Below are 15,801 nucleotides of genomic sequence, written 5' to 3' on the forward strand. Positions count from 1 at the left end.
ATTCGATAAGCCGGCCTAATGGGCTGCTCCGCGCGGCCCCGGCCGGAACGCTTTCCGGTAAGCGCCCGGCGGCACCCCGACGACCTGGCAGAACTGGGAACGGAAGTTGCTCGTCGTCGGGAATCCGGTCTGCGCGGCGATCCGGTCGACGGTGTGATCGGTGGTTTCGAGCAGTTCCTGGGCCTGCCGGATGCGCACTCCGGCCACCCATTGCATCGGGCTTTGCCCGGTTTCGTCCTTGAATCGCCTGGTCAGCGTGCGCACGCTCAGTCCGGCCGCGTCGGCGATGTCCGCGAGAGCGAGGTCGCGGTAGGCGTTTTCCTCGATCCACGGCAGTATCTGGCCGAGTGCGGTCGCGCGGCTGGGCGGGCGATTGCGGACGAGGTATTGCGCCTGTCCGCCGGGCCGGTGCAATGGCGCGACGGCGAGGCGGGCGGCGTCGGCCGCGACGGCGGTTCCGTAATCGTTCTGGACGATGTGCAGGCACAGATCAATTCCGGCGACCGCGCCCGCGGAGGTGAGGATTTTCCCGTTGTCGGTGTAAAGCACGTCGGGATTCATCCGGACTGCCGGGTATTTCTTTTTGAATCCGTCGGCGGCCAGCCAATGCGTTGTCGCGTCGCGGCCGTCGAGCAATCCCGCTTCGGCGAGAGTGAACGCCCCGACGCAGATCGACGCGATGCGCGTGCCGCGGTCGGCCGCCGCGCGCAACGCGTCCAGGACTTCCGGCGCCGTCGGGGCCAGCGGGTTGTTGCGTCCGGGCACCACGATGAGGTCGGCGCGGTGGAGGGCGTCCAGGCCTTCGTCGACCGCCAGGCGCAGCGGGCCCGCCTCGACGTCGCGCGCCGGACCGGCGACGAGCGTCCGGTACCCCGGGCGGCCGTCGGGGAGCCGGACCCGCCCGAAGGTCTCGATTGGCGTGGCCAGATCGAAGGCGATCGAGTCCGGCAGGGCAAGCACCACCGTGGTGTACATACCTGCAGGATAAGGCATCGGTGGCGTGGCCAGATCTGAGTGGAAGTTGTCCAGATAGCCACTGGGAAGATCATCGCCGACGGGCTTCGATGGACGAAAGCGTCCATCGAAAGGAACCACTCATGCTTCGGGCCCAGTTCGTCCTCTTCGACGGGTTCGACCCGCTCGACGTCGTCGCGCCGTTCGAGGTGCTGTCGGCCGGAAGCGGGTTCCTCGGCGGCAAGCTCGCCGTCGAACTCGTGAGCGCGGACGGTCCCGGCGTCGTGCGCTCCGGCAACCCCGGGCTCACCCTGACCGCGACCGCCGCGTTCGACCCCGACGCGTCCGGCTATGTCCTCGTCCCCGGCGCGGCCGGCCCGGTGGACGGCGACCCGGACACGGGCGTCGAGACCATCCCCGTCCTGTTGTCGCGCTTCGCGTCGGGGGACGCGATGCCGTTGCTGCGGCGCGCGTTCGACAATCCGGACAGCACGGTCGTGACCATCTGCGGGGGTTCGCTCGCACTGGCGATGGCGGGTCTGCTCGAGGGCCGTACCGCGACGACGCATGTGCTCGGCATCGACCTGCTCGAGGCCACCGGAACGAACGCCGTCCGCGCCCGCGTCGTGGACGACGGAGACCTCATCAGCGGCGGCGGGGTCACTTCCGGTCTCGATGTGGCGCTTTACGTGCTGGAGCGCGATTTCGGCTCGCACACCGCACACGCCGTCGAGGAGCTTTTCGAGTACGAACGGCGCGGCACCACCTGGAAAGCCGCGCACTGAAAGGGAAAGAATGAACACCATTGTCGGAACCTGGCTGCTGCGGATGAAAACCCCGATCGGCACCATGGAAGCCACTTACACTTTCGAAGAAACGGACGGCGTGCTCCAGGGCAGCGCGAGCGGCTTCGGGGAAACCACGCCGCTCACCGAACTCGCGGCCTCCGGCGACCGATTCACCTGGCGGCAACGCATCACCCGGCCGATGCGGCTCAATCTCGACTACGCCGTCACCGTGCACGGCGACTCCCTTTCCGGCGAATCCCGCGCCGGACGGCTTCCGCGCACCAGCGTGACGGGTGAACGGATCTCCGCGTGAACGCTTTTCTTTTGTCGGTGCACGTCCTGGCGGCCATTCTCGCGATCGGGCCGGTCGCCGTCGCCGCGAGCATGTTCCCGAGCGCCGCCCGGCTCGCTTCCGACGACCCGAAGAAGGCCGCGACGCTGCAGGTTCTCCACCGGACCACCCGGGTTTACGCGGTGATCGGGGTCCTGGTCCCGGTCTTCGGCCTCGCGACCGGTGCGCGGATCGGGGTGCTGGGGGACGCGTGGCTGATCGTCTCGCTGGTCCTGACCGTCGCCGCCGCGGGAATTCTGGTCGGGTTGATCCTGCCCGGGCAGAAACGCGTCGTCGACGCGCTCGGTTCTGACCGGCCGGTGACCGTCCGGCTGGGAATGACGACCGGAATTTTCAACCTGCTGTGGGCGGCGGTCGTCGTTTTGATGATCTACCGTCCCGGCTCGACGACGGGGGTGGGATTGTGAGCCCGCGACGGATTTTGGAAATCATCGGCGCGGTGGAATTGGTCACGCTGGTGCTGATGCTGGGAAATGTGGTGACTGTGCATCAGCCGACGGTTTCGGGGGTGCTGGGCCCGATTCACGGGCTGGCTTACATGGGGACGGTGATCGGTGCCGTACTCGTGATGGAAGGCCGGCATCGAGTGTGGCTGCTGGCGTTGATCCCGGGAATCGGCGGGCTTCTCTCGGCGCGGGCAGCTTCGCCTCGGAGAACGCCGTCGGCAGGAGGCGCCTAGCTCGGGTCCCGAAGATCAGGCATATCTCTGAGCTGCCTCCGTGACGTGATACCGAGCTTCCGAAAGATATTACGCAGATGGGCATCCACCGTCCGAGGGCTGAGGAACAGCCGCGTAGCCACCTCCTTCGACGTGGCCCCAGCGGCGACCTCGCGCGCGATGTGCATCTCCTGCATGGTCAGCCGGTCATAGGTATGCGCCGATCGGCTGCGCGCCACCTCCCCGGTAGCGCGCAGCTCGTCGGCCGCCCGCCGGGTGAACGCCTCCATTCCGATCTCCGACAGCTGCTCATGCGCGGTACGCAGATGTTCGCGCGCATCCCGGCGGCGGCCAGCGCGGCGCAGCCATTCCCCGTACCGCAGGTGCGCCCGCGCGGTCTGCACGGAAAGCGGAGTACCGGTCAAGTACGACAGCGCCGCGACGTACTCGTCCTCGGCGTCGTGGACCATCGCCCGCGCGCCAGCCGCGACGCCGAGTGCGAAGTCGGTGCCGGCGGGTTCCGTGCGCTCGACCAGGTCTTCCAACGCGGACCGAGCGACGGCGTCCTCCCCGCATCGCACGGCGGCCTCGATTTGCTCGGGCAAGGCGATGCCGGCGAGGAAGAGATCACCGCTCGCCACTGCTTGCGTCGCGGCCGCGAGAGCAGCCGGGTAGTCGCCGAGGCCGTTGTACAGCACGGCCGTCGCCCAGTGGGCGTTCGCGGTCAGCTGGCCGGTGCGGCGGCTCGTGGCCTCGGCGAACAGGTCGAGCACCTCCTGCCGGCGTCCGCGCATCGCCGCCAGGTGCACGCGCGGGTAGAGCTGGGGAGGGTCGCCGAGTGCGTCGGCGATGGCTTCTTCCTCGGCGATCGCGGCCATTGCCTGCCCGAAGTTCCCGGTGAGCACCGCGTGGATCGCCGCCTGCGACAGACCGAGCCGGACGGTCATCGGCGAGCCGGTCGACTGTCCGGTCCGCGTCAGCCAGTCGACGATCGTCCGGTGCAGGCTGAGATCCCACAGCTCGCCCGCTAGCACGGCAGCCAGTGCGGGTGTGCGGGTCCAGTCATCGCCGGCGAGGGCCTGCCGGATGGCCGGCACCCCGGCGCGAGGTCCTTCGGCGGTCAATCGCACGAGCGCGGCGAGGAGATCCGCGGGTCCGGCCGGGGGCGCGGCGGCGAGCACCCGGTCCAGCACTCCCGCGGCCCTCCCGACGACGAGCCCCATCTCCAGCGCCGCCACCAAGAACTCGCGCGACCGTTCCGGGTCGCTGGCGGCGAGCTGCTGCGCGGCCCCCAGGATGATCTCCGGCCCGCGAACCGCCCCGTCCGCGCCCTGGACGAAGGCGATCTGCCCGCGCAGCAGGTCGACGGAGGCCCGTTGCGGGACCGCCAAAGTCGAGGCGTCGATGCTGGTCAGGAGGTCAGCCGCGGCTTCGGTCCGGCCCGCGGCGAGCGTCGCCCGGGCGGCTGCGAGCGTGCGTTCGACCTGCTTGCCGTGGTCGAGCGACAGCGCGGCGGCGCGTTCGAGAAACGCGGCGGCGGCCGCGACGCCACCCCGGGCCTGCGCGCGGGACGCCGACACTTCCAGCTCCGCCGCGACCTCCTCGTCCGGCCCGGCGGTGGCCTGCGCGCGGTGCCAGGCGCGCCGGTCGCCAGCGGTGTCCGGGTCGGTCGAATCGGCTAGCGCACGATGCGCCGCTCGCCGCTGTTTCGGCTCAGCCGCGCGGTAAGCGGCCGAGCGCGCCAGCGGATGGCAGAAGCGCGCCCGCGTGTCGAACTGGATCAGCCCGGACGCCTCGGCGGCGGCGCTCGCCGCGGACACGTCGAGGTCCAGCCGCCCGGCGGCCGCCCACAGCAGGCCGGGGTCGCCGGTGGGATCGGCGCTGGCGAGGATCAGCAGCTCCCGCGCGTCCGAGGGAAGCTCCGCCATTCTCGCGAGGAAACTCCGCTCGATCCGGCTCGCGATCGGCGACGGCGTCGGCAGCGCGAAACCGCCTGCTTTCGGCAGTTCGATCAGGGCGAGCGGGTTGCCGCGCGCCTCGGCGAGGAGGCGATCGCGCACCCGTTCGTCGAGCGTCCCGGTCTTCTCCCCGGCCAGCAGGGCGCGCGCGTCCGCGTCGCTCAGCCCGCCGACGGTCAGTCCGGGCAGCTCGTCCAGGCCGGGGACCGGGTCCTGGTCGCGGGCGGCGAACACCATCGCGATCGGTTCGGCCGAGATGCGCCTGGCCAGGAAAGTCAACGCGCGCGCCGAGGCGGCGTCCAGCCAATGTGCGTCGTCGATCACACACAGCATCGGGCGTTCCGCGGCCGCGGTGGCCAGCAGTTCGAGCGCGGCGAGGCCGACGCGGAACGGGTCCGGCGCGCCGTCGGCCAGCCCGAACGCGACCAGGAGGGAGTCGCGGTAGGGCGTCGACAGGGTCTCCAGGTGCGCGAGCACTGGAACGCACAGCTGGTGCAGCGCCGCGAACGGCAGCTCGCCCTCGAACTCCGACCCGGACGCGCGGATGCGCTGAAACCCCTCGGCCGCCTGCTCGACGTGGTCCAGCAGCGCGCTCTTGCCGATGCCCGGCTCGCCGCGCAGGACGAGGACGCCGCCCTCGCCCTGTTCCGCCGCACGGACCAGCGCGAGGAGGCGGTCGATCTCGTCGTGCCGGCCGATGAGGGAGGACGTCGTGGGCATGGTCCGAACCTTAGGGCAGGTGCGTAGGCGAAGTAGGTGATAGTCGCCGACGCGAGCGGTGGGAGGTCAGGGCGATGGTGGTGGCAGGCCACCCGAGGAAAGGAAATTCCACAATGGACACAGTGCTTGTCACCGGGGCTACCGGGACCGTCGGGTCTGCGCTGATTCCCGCCCTGCAAGCCCGCGGCAGCACCGTCCGCGCCATGACGCGGGGCCGTCCCGTCGACGGCGTCGAGACCGTCGTCGCCGACCTGCGGGACCCAGCCTCGATCGCCGCGGCCCTGAAGGGCGTCGACGCGGTCTTCCTGAACAGCCCTTCGGCCCCCGACGCCGCCGAGCTGCAGATCCGGTTCGCGAACCTGGCCCGCGACGCCGGGGTCAACCGGCTCGTGCTGCTCTCCCAGTACGCGGCCCGGGCCGATTCGCCGGTGCGCTTCCTGCGCTGGCACGCCGAAGTCGAGGCGCACGTCGCGAAACTCGGGCTCGACTACACCGTGCTCCGGCCCAACCTCTACCTGCAGGCGTTGCTCAACTTCTCCGCCACCATCGCGCAGGGATTCTTCGCCGCGCCCATCGGCGACGCGGCCGTCAGCGCCATCGACACCAGAGATATCTCAGCTGCCGCCGCTGCCGTATTAACCAGCACCGGCCACTCCGGCCGCACCTACACCCTGACCGGCCCGCGCGCCGTGACCCACGCCCAGATCGCCGACGCGCTCTCCGCCGTCACCGGACGGGACATCGCCTTCCACGACGCGCCCGCCGACCAGTTCGCCGCCGCGCTGACCGGGCTGCTCCCGTCGTGGCAGATCGACGGTCTGGTCGAGGACTACGCCCACTACTCCCGGGGCGAGGCCGCGGAGGTGCACACCTCCGTCGCCGAGCTGACCGGACGACCTGCCCGTGATCTCACCGAGTTCGCCCGGGACTACGCCGCCGCGTTCGCGGCTCTCTGAAAGGAAATCCGATGATCTACCACAGCATTCGGTTCGCGCTCAAACCTGAGGTCACGCCGGAGGAAAAGACCGCTGTCGTCGCGAAAATGAACGAACTGTTCGCCGCGATCCCGGCGATCAAGGCGCGCGTCGTCGGCCGTGATTTCGGCGGGAAATACGAATTGGGCGCCGTCCTGGTGCTCGAGGACATCGAGGGATACGCGGAGTACATGAACCATCCCGCGCACCTCGAACTGGACCGGGTCGGGCTTCCGCTGGTGGAGGAGTTCATGTCGTCCGACATCACCGACGACCCGGACCCGGAGATCGGCGCGAAGATCGCCGACGTGCACCGGACCCGGTTCGAGAACGTGCCGGACATCGCGGACCTCATCTCCGGCCTCGCCGAGTACACCGGCAGCGCGGCGCCGGGGAAACACGGCGGGTGACGGTCAGCGGGCGCGGTCCGGGTACCGCGCCCGCTGTGTTAATTCGTTGGCGCAGCAGGGTCTGTTGGGTACGCTCTTCTCCGTTGTTGCCGTTCATCGGAGAAGGTGCATTGATCTTCTGAGGTGTAGAGACACCGCGATCTCGGGTTCTTCCGCCCGTCGCGCGTCTGGCCTCGGAGGACGGCATCCTGAATCCGTCCCGTGCTCGCCGGTTCCGCCGCGGTGTCCCCACGTTCTTGTCCCATCCGCGAACGGGGAGGTACGCCTGTGTCTTCGTCCATCGTGTGCTCGGACCTCAGCTTTGCCTGGCCGGACGGCGAGGTCGTGTTCGATCGGTTTTCCCTGGCGATCGGCGAGGGCCGCACCGGGCTGATCGGAGTGAACGGTTCCGGGAAATCGACCCTGCTCCGGCTGCTCTGCGGCGAACTGCGGCCGGCCTCGGGCTCGATCAGCGTGTCCGGCGAACTCGGTTATCTGCCGCAAAACCTGATTCTCGACGCCGAACGCCGGGTCGACGAGGTGCTGGGCGTGGCGGAGATCCGGTCCGCGCTCGCCGCGATCGAACGCGGGGAGGCCGACGAACGCCATTTCGCGACCATCGGCGAGCAGTGGGACGTCGAGGAACGCACCCGCGCGACCCTCGATCGGCTCGGCCTCGCGCACGTCGCCCCGGACGCGCGGGCGGGGGAGCTGTCCGGCGGTGAACTGATCCTGCTCGGCCTCGCCGCGCAGTTCCTGCGGCAACCGGACGTGCTCGTGCTCGACGAGCCGACCAACAACCTGGACCTGCGGGCCCGGCGGCTGGTCGGCGAGGCGGTCCGGACGTGGAAAGGAGTGCTGGTCCTGGTATCTCACGACCGCGAGTTGCTGCGGCACGTCGACCGGATCGGCGATCTCCGCTCCGGGGAGGTGACCTTCTACGGCGGCGATCTGGACGATTACGAGGCGGCGGTGGCCGTCCAGCAGGAGGCGGCTTCGCGCCTGCTGCGGGCCGCGGAGTCGGATCTCAAGCGGCAGAAACGGGAGCTGGCCGAGGCGCGGACGAAACTGGACCGGCGCGCCCGGTACGGCCGGAAGCAGTGGGAAAACAAGCGCGAGCCCAAGGTGCGGATGCGCAAGCGGCAGGAGGACGCGGAAATCGCCGCGGGCAAGCACCGCACGATGCACCTCGGCAAGGTGGCGGCGGCCAAGGACCGAGTGAAGGAGGCGGAGGACGCGGTCCGCACCGACGACGAGATCCGGATCGAACTGCCGGAAACCTCGGTGGCGTCCGGGAAAGAAGTGCTCACTCTGTCCGATGTGGAGCTTCGGAACGGCCTCGCGGTGGATTTCGCACTGCGCGGGCCGGAGCGGGTCGCAGTGGTCGGTCTCAATGGTTCCGGCAAAACCACGCTGCTGCAGACGATCACCGGGGCGATCGAGCCGCGATCCGGGACGGTGAAAGTCCCGGTGCCGGTGCGCTGGTTGCCGCAACGGCTCGACCTGCTGGACGACACGCTGTCCGTCGCGCAGAACGTGGCCCGCGCCGCGCCCTCCGCGTCGGACAACGAGATCCGAGCTCAACTCGCGCGATTCCTGGTGCGCGGCAGCCGGGCGGACCAGCCAGCCGGAAGCCTTTCCGGAGGCGAGCGTTTCCGGGCAACGCTGGCGACGCTGCTTCTGGCGGAACCAGCGCCGCAATTGCTGTTGCTGGACGAGCCGACGAACAATCTGGACCTGGCCAGCGTCCGGCAGCTGGCACAGGCGCTGAAGTCGTACGCTGGCGCCCTCGTGGTGGTCAGCCACGACCTCCCGTTCCTGCACACCATCGGGGCGACGAGGTGGGTGCGGCTCGGGTCCACAGTGGAGGAGACCGTGGCGGGGTAGCGGTCTGCGGATCGCGGCGGGAGCGTGCCAGCTTCCGCCGCGATCAACGCGGCAGTGAATCCCGTCGCGCCTTGGGATTGGCGATCGTGCTGAATACCGGGCCGCCCGCGCCGATGGTGAAACCCGCTTCCTGGCCGCTCCGCGTGTTCTGCGGCCTCGAACAGTCGGAGATCCGCCGGTGCGCTGATGCGCCCAGAACCTCTTCGCCGTGCACAGCTCGATGCGCACGTGGGGCAGGACCCGGCGGCTGCGGGGGCTTAAGCCCGTTTACCCCCGTTGCGGAGCTGAAGCCGTAGCTCGGCGACCGTGGTGTGGCGGTTCCGTCGCTGGATTTCGGCGGCCAGTCGCGCGGCTCCCGGTTCGCTCAACCGGTAGTAGCGGCGCAGCCTGCTGTCCACGACCTCCTCGCGGTCCACCTCGACCCAGCCCTCCGCGTGAAGCCGGTCCAGCGCGGCGTACAACGTGCCCGCTCGCAGCTTGACCTGGCCGTCGGAGATCGTCTCGACATCGCGGAGCACGCCGTACCCGTGCTGCGGCTGGGCGGCGAGCGCGGTGAGGATCAGGAAGGTCGGCTCGCGCAGAGCACTGTCGTTCACCTCGGCAGCATATACCGGCGAGCTGTATATGGCGGCCAGTCTGGCGTATTGACGATGCTAGTTATTTCAGTGCAGACTGAAATAACTAGCAAGAAGGGGGCGGCAATGGATTCCGAACAGGTGAGGTTCAACAGTCTCGGCACCTGGTGTGCCGGTGACCTGTATCTGCCGGACGCCGACGGCCCGGTGCCGGGTCTGGTGCTCGGGCACAGCGGGGTGATGGTCAAGGAGGCGCTGGCGGTCTTCGCGCCGTACTTCGTGCGCGCCGGGTTCGCCGTGCTGGCGATCGATTACCGCACGGTCGGCGGCAGCGAGGGGGAGCCGCGGGGACAGGACTACCCGGAACGGCAGGCGGAGGATTTCCGCAGTGCGATCTCCTGCCTACAGCAGCGGCCGGAAGTTGATATGGCACGGATTGGGCTGTGGGGTGTCAGCATCGGCGGTTCGGTCGCGGTGCAGGCCGCCGTGCTCGACCGGCGCGCCAAGTGTGTCGTCGTGCAGAGCCCCAGCGTGTGGAACGGGTGGCGGTATCTGGAACGGCTCGCCGGCTGGGCGGGGGTGCGCGCGATGCGCGATCAGCTCGACGCGGACTGGCAGCGGCGCTACGAGGGCGGGGCAAGCGCGAGAGTCCCGCACCTGAAGCTGGGGGACAGCGTGCGGGACGCGCCGGACGTCGCCGCGCAGATGTTTCCTTCCTACCGCAACGAAAAAACCCTCGACTCGACCGAGCATCTGCTCACCTTCGCGCCGGAGCAGCTCATCCACCGGCTGGCCCCGACCCCGCTGTTGATGATCGCCAACGGCGGCTGGGATCCCTACCACCTGCTCGACGAGGCGCAGAGTGCGTTCGCCAAGGCAGGCGAGCCGAAACGGCTCGAGGTGCTGCCCTACGACGTGCTCGGCCTCTACACCGGACCGGGCCTGGAGGAGGCGATGGCGCTGGCCGTGGACTGGTTCGATCAGCACCTGCGCAAGGCGCCGCAGCCCGGCGTCACCCCGGTGCCTTTCCCGGGTGCGGGGGCTGCCATGACAGAGTGACAGCTGCCGGAGAGCAGGTCGAGGAGGACGCGCGATGTCCAATGAGGACAAGCAGGCCGAGGTGCTGCAGTGGGTCGAGCGGGTGGCGACGTTCTGTGTGGAGGAATGGGCGCTCCCGCCGATCACCGGGCGCATCCTCGGCCTGCTGATGATCTGCGATCCGCCCGAGCAGTCCGCGGGCCGGATCGCCGACGCGATCCAGGCCAGCCGCGCCTCGCTGACGTCGAACATGCGCTTCCTGACCACGATCGGGCTCGTCCGCAAGGTCCGCGTCCCCGGCGACCGCACCACGTACTACCGCATCGAGGACGATGCCTGGCACAAGGTGGTCCAGCGCAAGCTCGACAGCCTCGGCGCCTTCGGGGACATCGCCGACGAGGGCATGAAACTCGCCGGGGGCGGCCCGAACACCGAACGCATCCGCGCCGCGCAGCGGTCGCTGACCTGGCTGCGCGACCTCGCCGCGCGCCACCCCCTGAAAACGTAAGGACTTCTCGTGCCACGCCTGCGTCCCGACCTGGACCCGCTCCGGGAAACCCTGTTGCTCACCCTTCACGCCAGGGCCCTGGACGCCCGGTCGCCGCGGCCGATCCTCGGCGACCTTCATTCGGCCCGGATCGCCGAGCGGATCGACTACGACTTCGCCCGGCTCAAGGTCAAACCCAGCCTCGTCTGCGGAACCGCCCTGCGGGCCAAGAAACTCGACGAAGCGGTCCGGGCGTTCGCCGCGGCGCATCCCGACGCGGTCGTGCTCGACCTCGGGTGCGGCCTCGACACCCGGGCGCTGCGTTGTGACCTGCCTGGCGGCATCGACTGGTACGACGTCGATTTTCCCGACGTCGTCGCGCTGCGATCCCAGTTCCTGCCTGAGATATCTCACCGGGTAGGTGCTGATCTGACCACGTCCGGCTGGCTCGATCCGCTGCCGCGCGACCGGCCGGCCATGATCGTCGCCGAGGGCGTCCTGCCCTTCCTGCCCGGTGCCGCGTTCCAGCGGCTGACGCGGCAGCTGACCGAGCACTTCCGCACCGGGGAGCTGGCGCTCAACGGCTACACCCGGTTCGCCGCCTGGTCGATGAAGTACCACCCGGCGATCAAGGCCATCGGAATCAGCGCCGCGCAAGGGTTCGACGACGCACGCGAGCCCGAGGCCTGGCAGGCCGGGCTGACCCTGGCCGACGAGCAGCTGCTGACCCGCGCTCCGGAAGTCCGCGAGTTCCCGCAGCCGCTGCGGGCGATGACCCGGGCGATGGGGTGCAGCGCCTGGTTGTCCAGGCAGGGCACCCGGGTGCTTCGGTACCGGTTCTAGCCTCCGGCCGAACGGTGTTCGGCGAACGAACGGCTGCCGTCCCGGGATAAGGTGGGCCGGTGGACCCCAAGCAGCGGCGTGCGGCACGGCATCAGCCGCCGAAGCCCGGAACCAGCCCGAAACCCCGGCGGCGCACGGTGCCGATCACCGTGGAGCAGGTTGTCGACGCCGCGTTGGCGATCATCGCCGCCGAGGGGTACGAGGCGTTGTCCATGCGCCGCGTGGCCGACGCGCTGAACACCGGTCCCGCTTCGCTTTACGCGCACGTGGTCAACAAAACCGATCTCGACGAGCTGCTCATCGCGCGGCTGAGCGCGAAAATCGCCCTGCCGGAACCGGATCCCGCGAACTGGCGCGAGCAGATTCGCGACGTGTGCGTCCAGTTGCGCGACCTGTACCTGGCCTACCCCGGGATCTCCGGCGCCGCGTTCGCGGTGGCGCCCACCGACCTCGACACGGCGCGGCTCACCGAGGGCATGCTGGCGATCCTGCTGAACGGCGGCGTCCCGGCGCAGGCCGCGGCTTGGGGCGTGGATTCGCTCCTGCTCTATGTGGCCGCCTACTGCCTCGAGACGTCGATCGTGCGCCGGCGGGTGGAGGAGAAGGATGCCGTGTGGATTGTGGGGAGGGAGGAGATGCGGCGTCGTCTCGCTTCGCTGCCCGCGGAGGAATTTCCTTATACCGCAAGCCATGCCGCCGAGCTGACTGCCGGTGAGGGGCACGACCGGTTCGACTTCGCGCTCGAGGTGATGATCGACGGGCTGGCCCGTCGGTAGGTCGGTGCCCGGCGGCCGGACGCGTTGTGAGGCGATCAGCCGCTGCCGTCTGCCATGCCAGCGCACCGCCTGACGGATATCAGCGGTTCGGCCTCGGATGAGCGCTGGCCAGTACTCGGCTGCCAGCCTGGCCCCCGGCAAGCTCCCACCTGCTGGCAGGCCCTCGGGGTGAGTAAGCCCAGGTCAGAGCCCTCCGGTCGGTCGTGTGTCTAGCTGAAATCTCCCCGCGGTGGACTTCGCGCGCCTTGACAGGAACACTGTTCGTTGATAGAACGGTGTTCGTACATCACGGGCCTGCGTTCAACCGGACCGGCAGGTGCCTTCACCGCGGCTCGGTGCCCAGTGGCGACGTCCGCTCCCGGCCGGGTCCGCGGCACGAGAGAAGGCGACCTCACGGTCTTCCGTCGCGCTGCCCCGCGAACGGGTGGGCTGGTCGCGATTCCCGTGCCTGCCGCTTCGATCCTCGGTCTCGGACCGGGAAGGGATTGCCTCATGAAATCGGTCCGATTCAGCAGGTTCGGCGGCCCGGAAGTCCTCGAACTCGCCGAGGTCCCGGATCCGCGTCCGGGGCCCGGTCAGGTCCGGATTTCCGTGCGTGCGGCGGGAATCAACGCGAGCGACTGGAAGAAGCGGCAGGGCCTGATCGATCAGGAACTCCCGCAGGCGATGGGGCACGAAGCAGCGGGCATCGTGGACGAACTCGGCGAGGGCGTGACGGATGCCGAGATCGGCGACCGCGTGTTCGGTTTCACCGCTTCCAGTGGCGCACAAGCGGAATTGGCCGTGCTGTCCTGCTACGCGCCCATCCCGCCGTCGCTCAGTTTCGCGGAAGCCGCCGCATTGCCCGCCGCAACGGAGACTGCGGCGCGTGCGCTCGACCAACTCGGTGTCGGCGGCGGTGTCACGGTGCTCGTCAACGGTGCTTCCGGCAGTGTGGGCAGTGCCGCGGTTCAGCTTGCCGTGGCCCGGGGTGCGCGCGTGGTCGGCACCGGAAGCCTTGCCACGCATGACTTTCTGCGCTCGCTCGGTGCCGAGCCCGTTGCCTACGGCCCTGGTATGTCAGATCGGGTCCGCGCGCTCGCGCCCGATGGCGTCGACTTGGCCTTGGACGTCGCGGGGAGCGGCGTCTTGCCGGAGCTGATCCAGCTCGCCGGCGGCGCGGACCACGTCCTCACTATCGCCGATTTCGCCGGCACCGAGCAGTACGGCGTGCGGTTCAGCCGCGGCGACGGCGGGCACGCGCTGTATGTGATATCTCAACTCGGCGAACTGGTCGAAGCCGGGAAGTTCACGCTGCCGGTCGGGCGGACGTTCCCGCTGACCGAGGTCGCGGAAGCGCACCGGGTCGGCGAATCGGGCCGCGTGCGCGGAAAGCTTGTCCTGCTGCCCGGTTGACGGGCCTCTCACTCGAACGAAAGAACTCCATGAATTCTGACCTTTCGCCGGCTGGGATCGCCCAGTCGGCTCCTCGAAGCGCGCCCGGAAACGCCGTGCGCCACAAGCATCGCTGGCTGACGCTCGTCGTGCTGAGCCTCGCCCAGCTGATGGACATTCTCGATTCCACCATCGTCAACATCGCCCTTCCGAGCGCGCAGCACGATCTCGGATTTCCCGCCGATTACCGGCAATGGGTGCTGACCGGCTACGCGCTCGCGTTCGGCAGTCTCCTGCTCCTCGGCGGACGGCTCGCTGACTACTTTGGACGGAAGCGGCTGTTCCTCATCGGCGTTGGCGGGTTCGCGCTCGCCTCCGCGGTCGGTGGTGCCGCCGGGAATTTCGCGACGCTGCTGGCCGCACGCATCGGTCAAGGCGCGTTCGCCGCGATGCTGGCACCAGCCGCGTTGTCCTTGCTGTCCATCACTTTTGCCGACGACCCGAAGGAACGTGGCCGTGCGTTCGGCATTTTCGGCGCGATCTCGGGTGCGGGTGGTGCAGTGGGATTGCTGCTGGGCGGCGTCCTCACGCAGGGCCTGTCGTGGCGATGGTGCCTCTACGTCAACCTGATCATCGCGGCGGTCGCGTTCGTCGGCGGGCTAATCCTTTTGCGCGACGGTGATCGGACTCAGCGGGTGCGTCCCGACGTCGCGGGCACGGCCGCCGTCGTGGCCGGCCTGATCGGGATCGTGTTCGGGCTCGGTACCGCGGAAAGAAACGGCTGGCACGACATCCGGACGCTCGGTCCGGTGCTCGCGGGCGTCGTGCTCATCGCCGCCTTCGTGGTCATCGAACGCCGCACCGCGCATCCGCTGCTGCCGCTGCGGGTGCTCCTCGACCGGGTCCGCGGCGCGGCGTACCTGACCCTGGGCATCACCGGGACCGGGATGTTCGCGGTCTTCCTCTTCCTCACGTTCTATCTCGCGAACACGCTGGGATTCAGTCCGCTGCAGACCGGTGTGGCGTTCCTGCCGATGATCGGCCTGGTCATGGCGGGAGCGGTGTTCTCCGGGGCGGTGCTCCTGCCGCGCTGGGGGCCTCGGCCGATCGTTCCGCTGGGCTGCCTCCTCGCCGCGGCTGGCATGGCCCTGCTCACCGGACTGGGCGCGGATTCGAGCTACGCGGCGAACATCCTGCCCGCCCTGCTGGTCACCGGCGTGGGCTTCGGCTTCATCTTCGGCCCGGTTCAGAACGCGGCGACCAGCGGTGTCCAGCCGCACGACGCCGGGGTGGCGTCCGCGCTCGTGACGACGGCCCAGCAAATCGGCGGCTCCATCGGGACCGCGGTATTCAGCTCCCTCACGACGTCCGCGGTCGCCGGATACCTGGCCACTCATCCGGCGACTGGCCCGGAGACCCTCGCCGCGGCGACCTTCGCCGGATACCACCTGGTGTTCTGGATCGCGGCGGCGGTTTTCCTCGGCAGCGCGGCACTGGCCGCACTGCTGTTCCGGAGCGGCCCATTGTCGGTGGCCGCTGAACATGACACGGCGGTCGGTTGAGACACGAACGCCAGCCCGGTGGTATGGCAATTCCGCCTCCTGGCAGACGCCTGGACAGCCGGAAGCGCGAGGTTCTATCGTGAGGAGTTCAAAACCTGGGGAGGGGTCATGATTCGTAGGGCAATTGTCTTGCTGGGAATACTGGGGCTGGCGGGAATCGGGACGGCGGCGCCCGCGTCAGCCACCTCGCAGCTGACTCTCGATCCGACCTCGGGCGCACCTGGCGATACGGTGACGATGAGCTGGCAGTGCAGCAAGGACGACGGGCCAGTACGCCAGCTGTGGTCGAACGTGCTCACCGGGTTCCCGACGAACCCGCCCACCTATGTCGGCACCGCGCAGGCGAGTGTCCGGCCGGACGTGACTCCGGCGGGGAACGGGAATTACTGGGTGGCGCTGGACTGCCAGCATTCCTATTCGATCTTGCCGTTCACCGTCCGCTGATTCGGAGGTCCGCGGCATAGAC

Annotated in this window: 17 protein-coding genes; 14 read left to right on the forward strand and 3 right to left on the reverse strand. The window is 69.2% G+C overall.

The window, feature by feature from the left end; translation table 11 throughout:
- Nucleotides 1-15: 15 nt before the first annotated feature.
- On the reverse strand, nt 16-975 hold the full coding sequence (locus tag F9C11_RS17040; RefSeq protein WP_409185849.1) for a GlxA family transcriptional regulator: 960 nt from the start codon (nt 973-975) through the stop codon (nt 16-18).
- Between the two features lie 122 nt (nt 976-1,097).
- Here F9C11_RS17040 and F9C11_RS17045 point away from each other — a divergent pair, with 122 nt between their 5' ends.
- Genes F9C11_RS17045 through F9C11_RS17060 form a run of 4 tightly spaced genes read left to right on the forward strand, consistent with a single transcriptional unit; the run spans nt 1,098 to nt 2,773 of the window.
- Nucleotides 1,098-1,739 carry a DJ-1/PfpI family protein gene (locus tag F9C11_RS17045; RefSeq protein ID WP_409185850.1) on the forward strand — a complete coding sequence of 214 codons (642 nt, stop codon included), beginning with the start codon at nt 1,098-1,100 and terminating at the stop codon, nt 1,737-1,739.
- Nucleotides 1,740-1,749: 10 nt separating this feature from the next.
- On the forward strand, nt 1,750-2,055 hold the full coding sequence (locus tag F9C11_RS17050) for a hypothetical protein (RefSeq protein ID WP_409185851.1): 306 nt from the start codon (nt 1,750-1,752) through the stop codon (nt 2,053-2,055).
- Complete coding sequence (locus tag F9C11_RS17055; RefSeq protein ID WP_409185852.1) at nt 2,052-2,501, forward strand: hypothetical protein; 450 nt, start codon at nt 2,052-2,054, stop codon at nt 2,499-2,501. The genes F9C11_RS17050 and F9C11_RS17055 overlap by 4 nt, the downstream gene beginning before the upstream one ends.
- Nucleotides 2,498-2,773 (forward strand): hypothetical protein, encoded by a 276-nt coding sequence (locus F9C11_RS17060; RefSeq protein WP_409185853.1) that lies wholly within the window; start codon nt 2,498-2,500, stop codon nt 2,771-2,773. The genes F9C11_RS17055 and F9C11_RS17060 overlap by 4 nt, the downstream gene beginning before the upstream one ends.
- Here F9C11_RS17060 and F9C11_RS17065 read toward each other — a convergent pair.
- On the reverse strand, nt 2,770-5,430 hold the full coding sequence (locus F9C11_RS17065) for an AAA family ATPase (protein ID WP_409185854.1): 2,661 nt from the start codon (nt 5,428-5,430) through the stop codon (nt 2,770-2,772). The genes F9C11_RS17060 and F9C11_RS17065 overlap by 4 nt on opposite strands.
- 113 nt (nt 5,431-5,543) lie before the next feature.
- Here F9C11_RS17065 and F9C11_RS17070 point away from each other — a divergent pair, with 113 nt between their 5' ends.
- From F9C11_RS17070 to F9C11_RS17080, 3 genes are all read left to right on the forward strand, one after another.
- The gene (locus F9C11_RS17070; protein WP_409185855.1) at nt 5,544-6,386 is read left to right on the forward strand and encodes an SDR family oxidoreductase; all 843 of its coding nucleotides are present in this window, start codon (nt 5,544-5,546) and stop codon (nt 6,384-6,386) included.
- Between the two features lie 11 nt (nt 6,387-6,397).
- The gene (locus F9C11_RS17075; RefSeq protein WP_409185856.1) at nt 6,398-6,814 is read left to right on the forward strand and encodes a Dabb family protein; all 417 of its coding nucleotides are present in this window, start codon (nt 6,398-6,400) and stop codon (nt 6,812-6,814) included.
- A gap of 267 nt (nt 6,815-7,081) precedes the next feature.
- Nucleotides 7,082-8,680: an ABC-F family ATP-binding cassette domain-containing protein gene (locus tag F9C11_RS17080; RefSeq protein WP_409185857.1), complete on the forward strand. Its 1,599-nt coding sequence runs from the start codon at nt 7,082-7,084 to the stop codon at nt 8,678-8,680.
- Between the two features lie 257 nt (nt 8,681-8,937).
- Here F9C11_RS17080 and F9C11_RS17085 read toward each other — a convergent pair whose 3' ends face one another.
- The gene (locus tag F9C11_RS17085; RefSeq protein ID WP_409185858.1) at nt 8,938-9,276 is read right to left on the reverse strand and encodes a PadR family transcriptional regulator; all 339 of its coding nucleotides are present in this window, start codon (nt 9,274-9,276) and stop codon (nt 8,938-8,940) included.
- Nucleotides 9,277-9,381: 105 nt separating this feature from the next.
- On the opposite strand from F9C11_RS17085, the gene F9C11_RS17090 reads away from it, so the two are divergent.
- From F9C11_RS17090 to F9C11_RS17120, 7 genes are all read left to right on the forward strand, one after another.
- Entirely contained in the window at nt 9,382-10,314 is a 933-nt protein-coding gene (locus tag F9C11_RS17090) for an alpha/beta hydrolase (protein ID WP_409185859.1), read from the forward strand.
- Nucleotides 10,315-10,348: 34 nt separating this feature from the next.
- Nucleotides 10,349-10,801, forward strand: a complete 453-nt coding sequence (locus F9C11_RS17095) for a GbsR/MarR family transcriptional regulator (RefSeq protein WP_409185860.1) — start codon at nt 10,349-10,351, stop codon at nt 10,799-10,801.
- 9 nt (nt 10,802-10,810) lie between these two features.
- The gene (locus F9C11_RS17100; RefSeq protein ID WP_409185861.1) at nt 10,811-11,623 is read left to right on the forward strand and encodes a class I SAM-dependent methyltransferase; all 813 of its coding nucleotides are present in this window, start codon (nt 10,811-10,813) and stop codon (nt 11,621-11,623) included.
- Nucleotides 11,624-11,682: 59 nt separating this feature from the next.
- Nucleotides 11,683-12,399: a TetR/AcrR family transcriptional regulator gene (locus F9C11_RS17105; RefSeq protein ID WP_409185862.1), complete on the forward strand. Its 717-nt coding sequence runs from the start codon at nt 11,683-11,685 to the stop codon at nt 12,397-12,399.
- A gap of 492 nt (nt 12,400-12,891) precedes the next feature.
- Nucleotides 12,892-13,794, forward strand: a complete 903-nt coding sequence (locus tag F9C11_RS17110) for an NADP-dependent oxidoreductase (protein WP_409185863.1) — start codon at nt 12,892-12,894, stop codon at nt 13,792-13,794.
- A 29-nt stretch (nt 13,795-13,823) separates the two neighbouring features.
- Nucleotides 13,824-15,335 (forward strand): DHA2 family efflux MFS transporter permease subunit, encoded by a 1,512-nt coding sequence (locus tag F9C11_RS17115; protein WP_409185864.1) that lies wholly within the window; start codon nt 13,824-13,826, stop codon nt 15,333-15,335.
- A 108-nt stretch (nt 15,336-15,443) separates the two neighbouring features.
- The gene (locus F9C11_RS17120; protein WP_409185865.1) at nt 15,444-15,779 is read left to right on the forward strand and encodes a hypothetical protein; all 336 of its coding nucleotides are present in this window, start codon (nt 15,444-15,446) and stop codon (nt 15,777-15,779) included.
- Nucleotides 15,780-15,801 lie beyond the last annotated feature (22 nt).

Origin of the sequence: Amycolatopsis sp. VS8301801F10, assembly GCF_046195355.1 — a bacterium.
In the GTDB taxonomy this organism is placed as follows: Bacteria; Actinomycetota; Actinomycetes; order Mycobacteriales; family Pseudonocardiaceae; genus Amycolatopsis.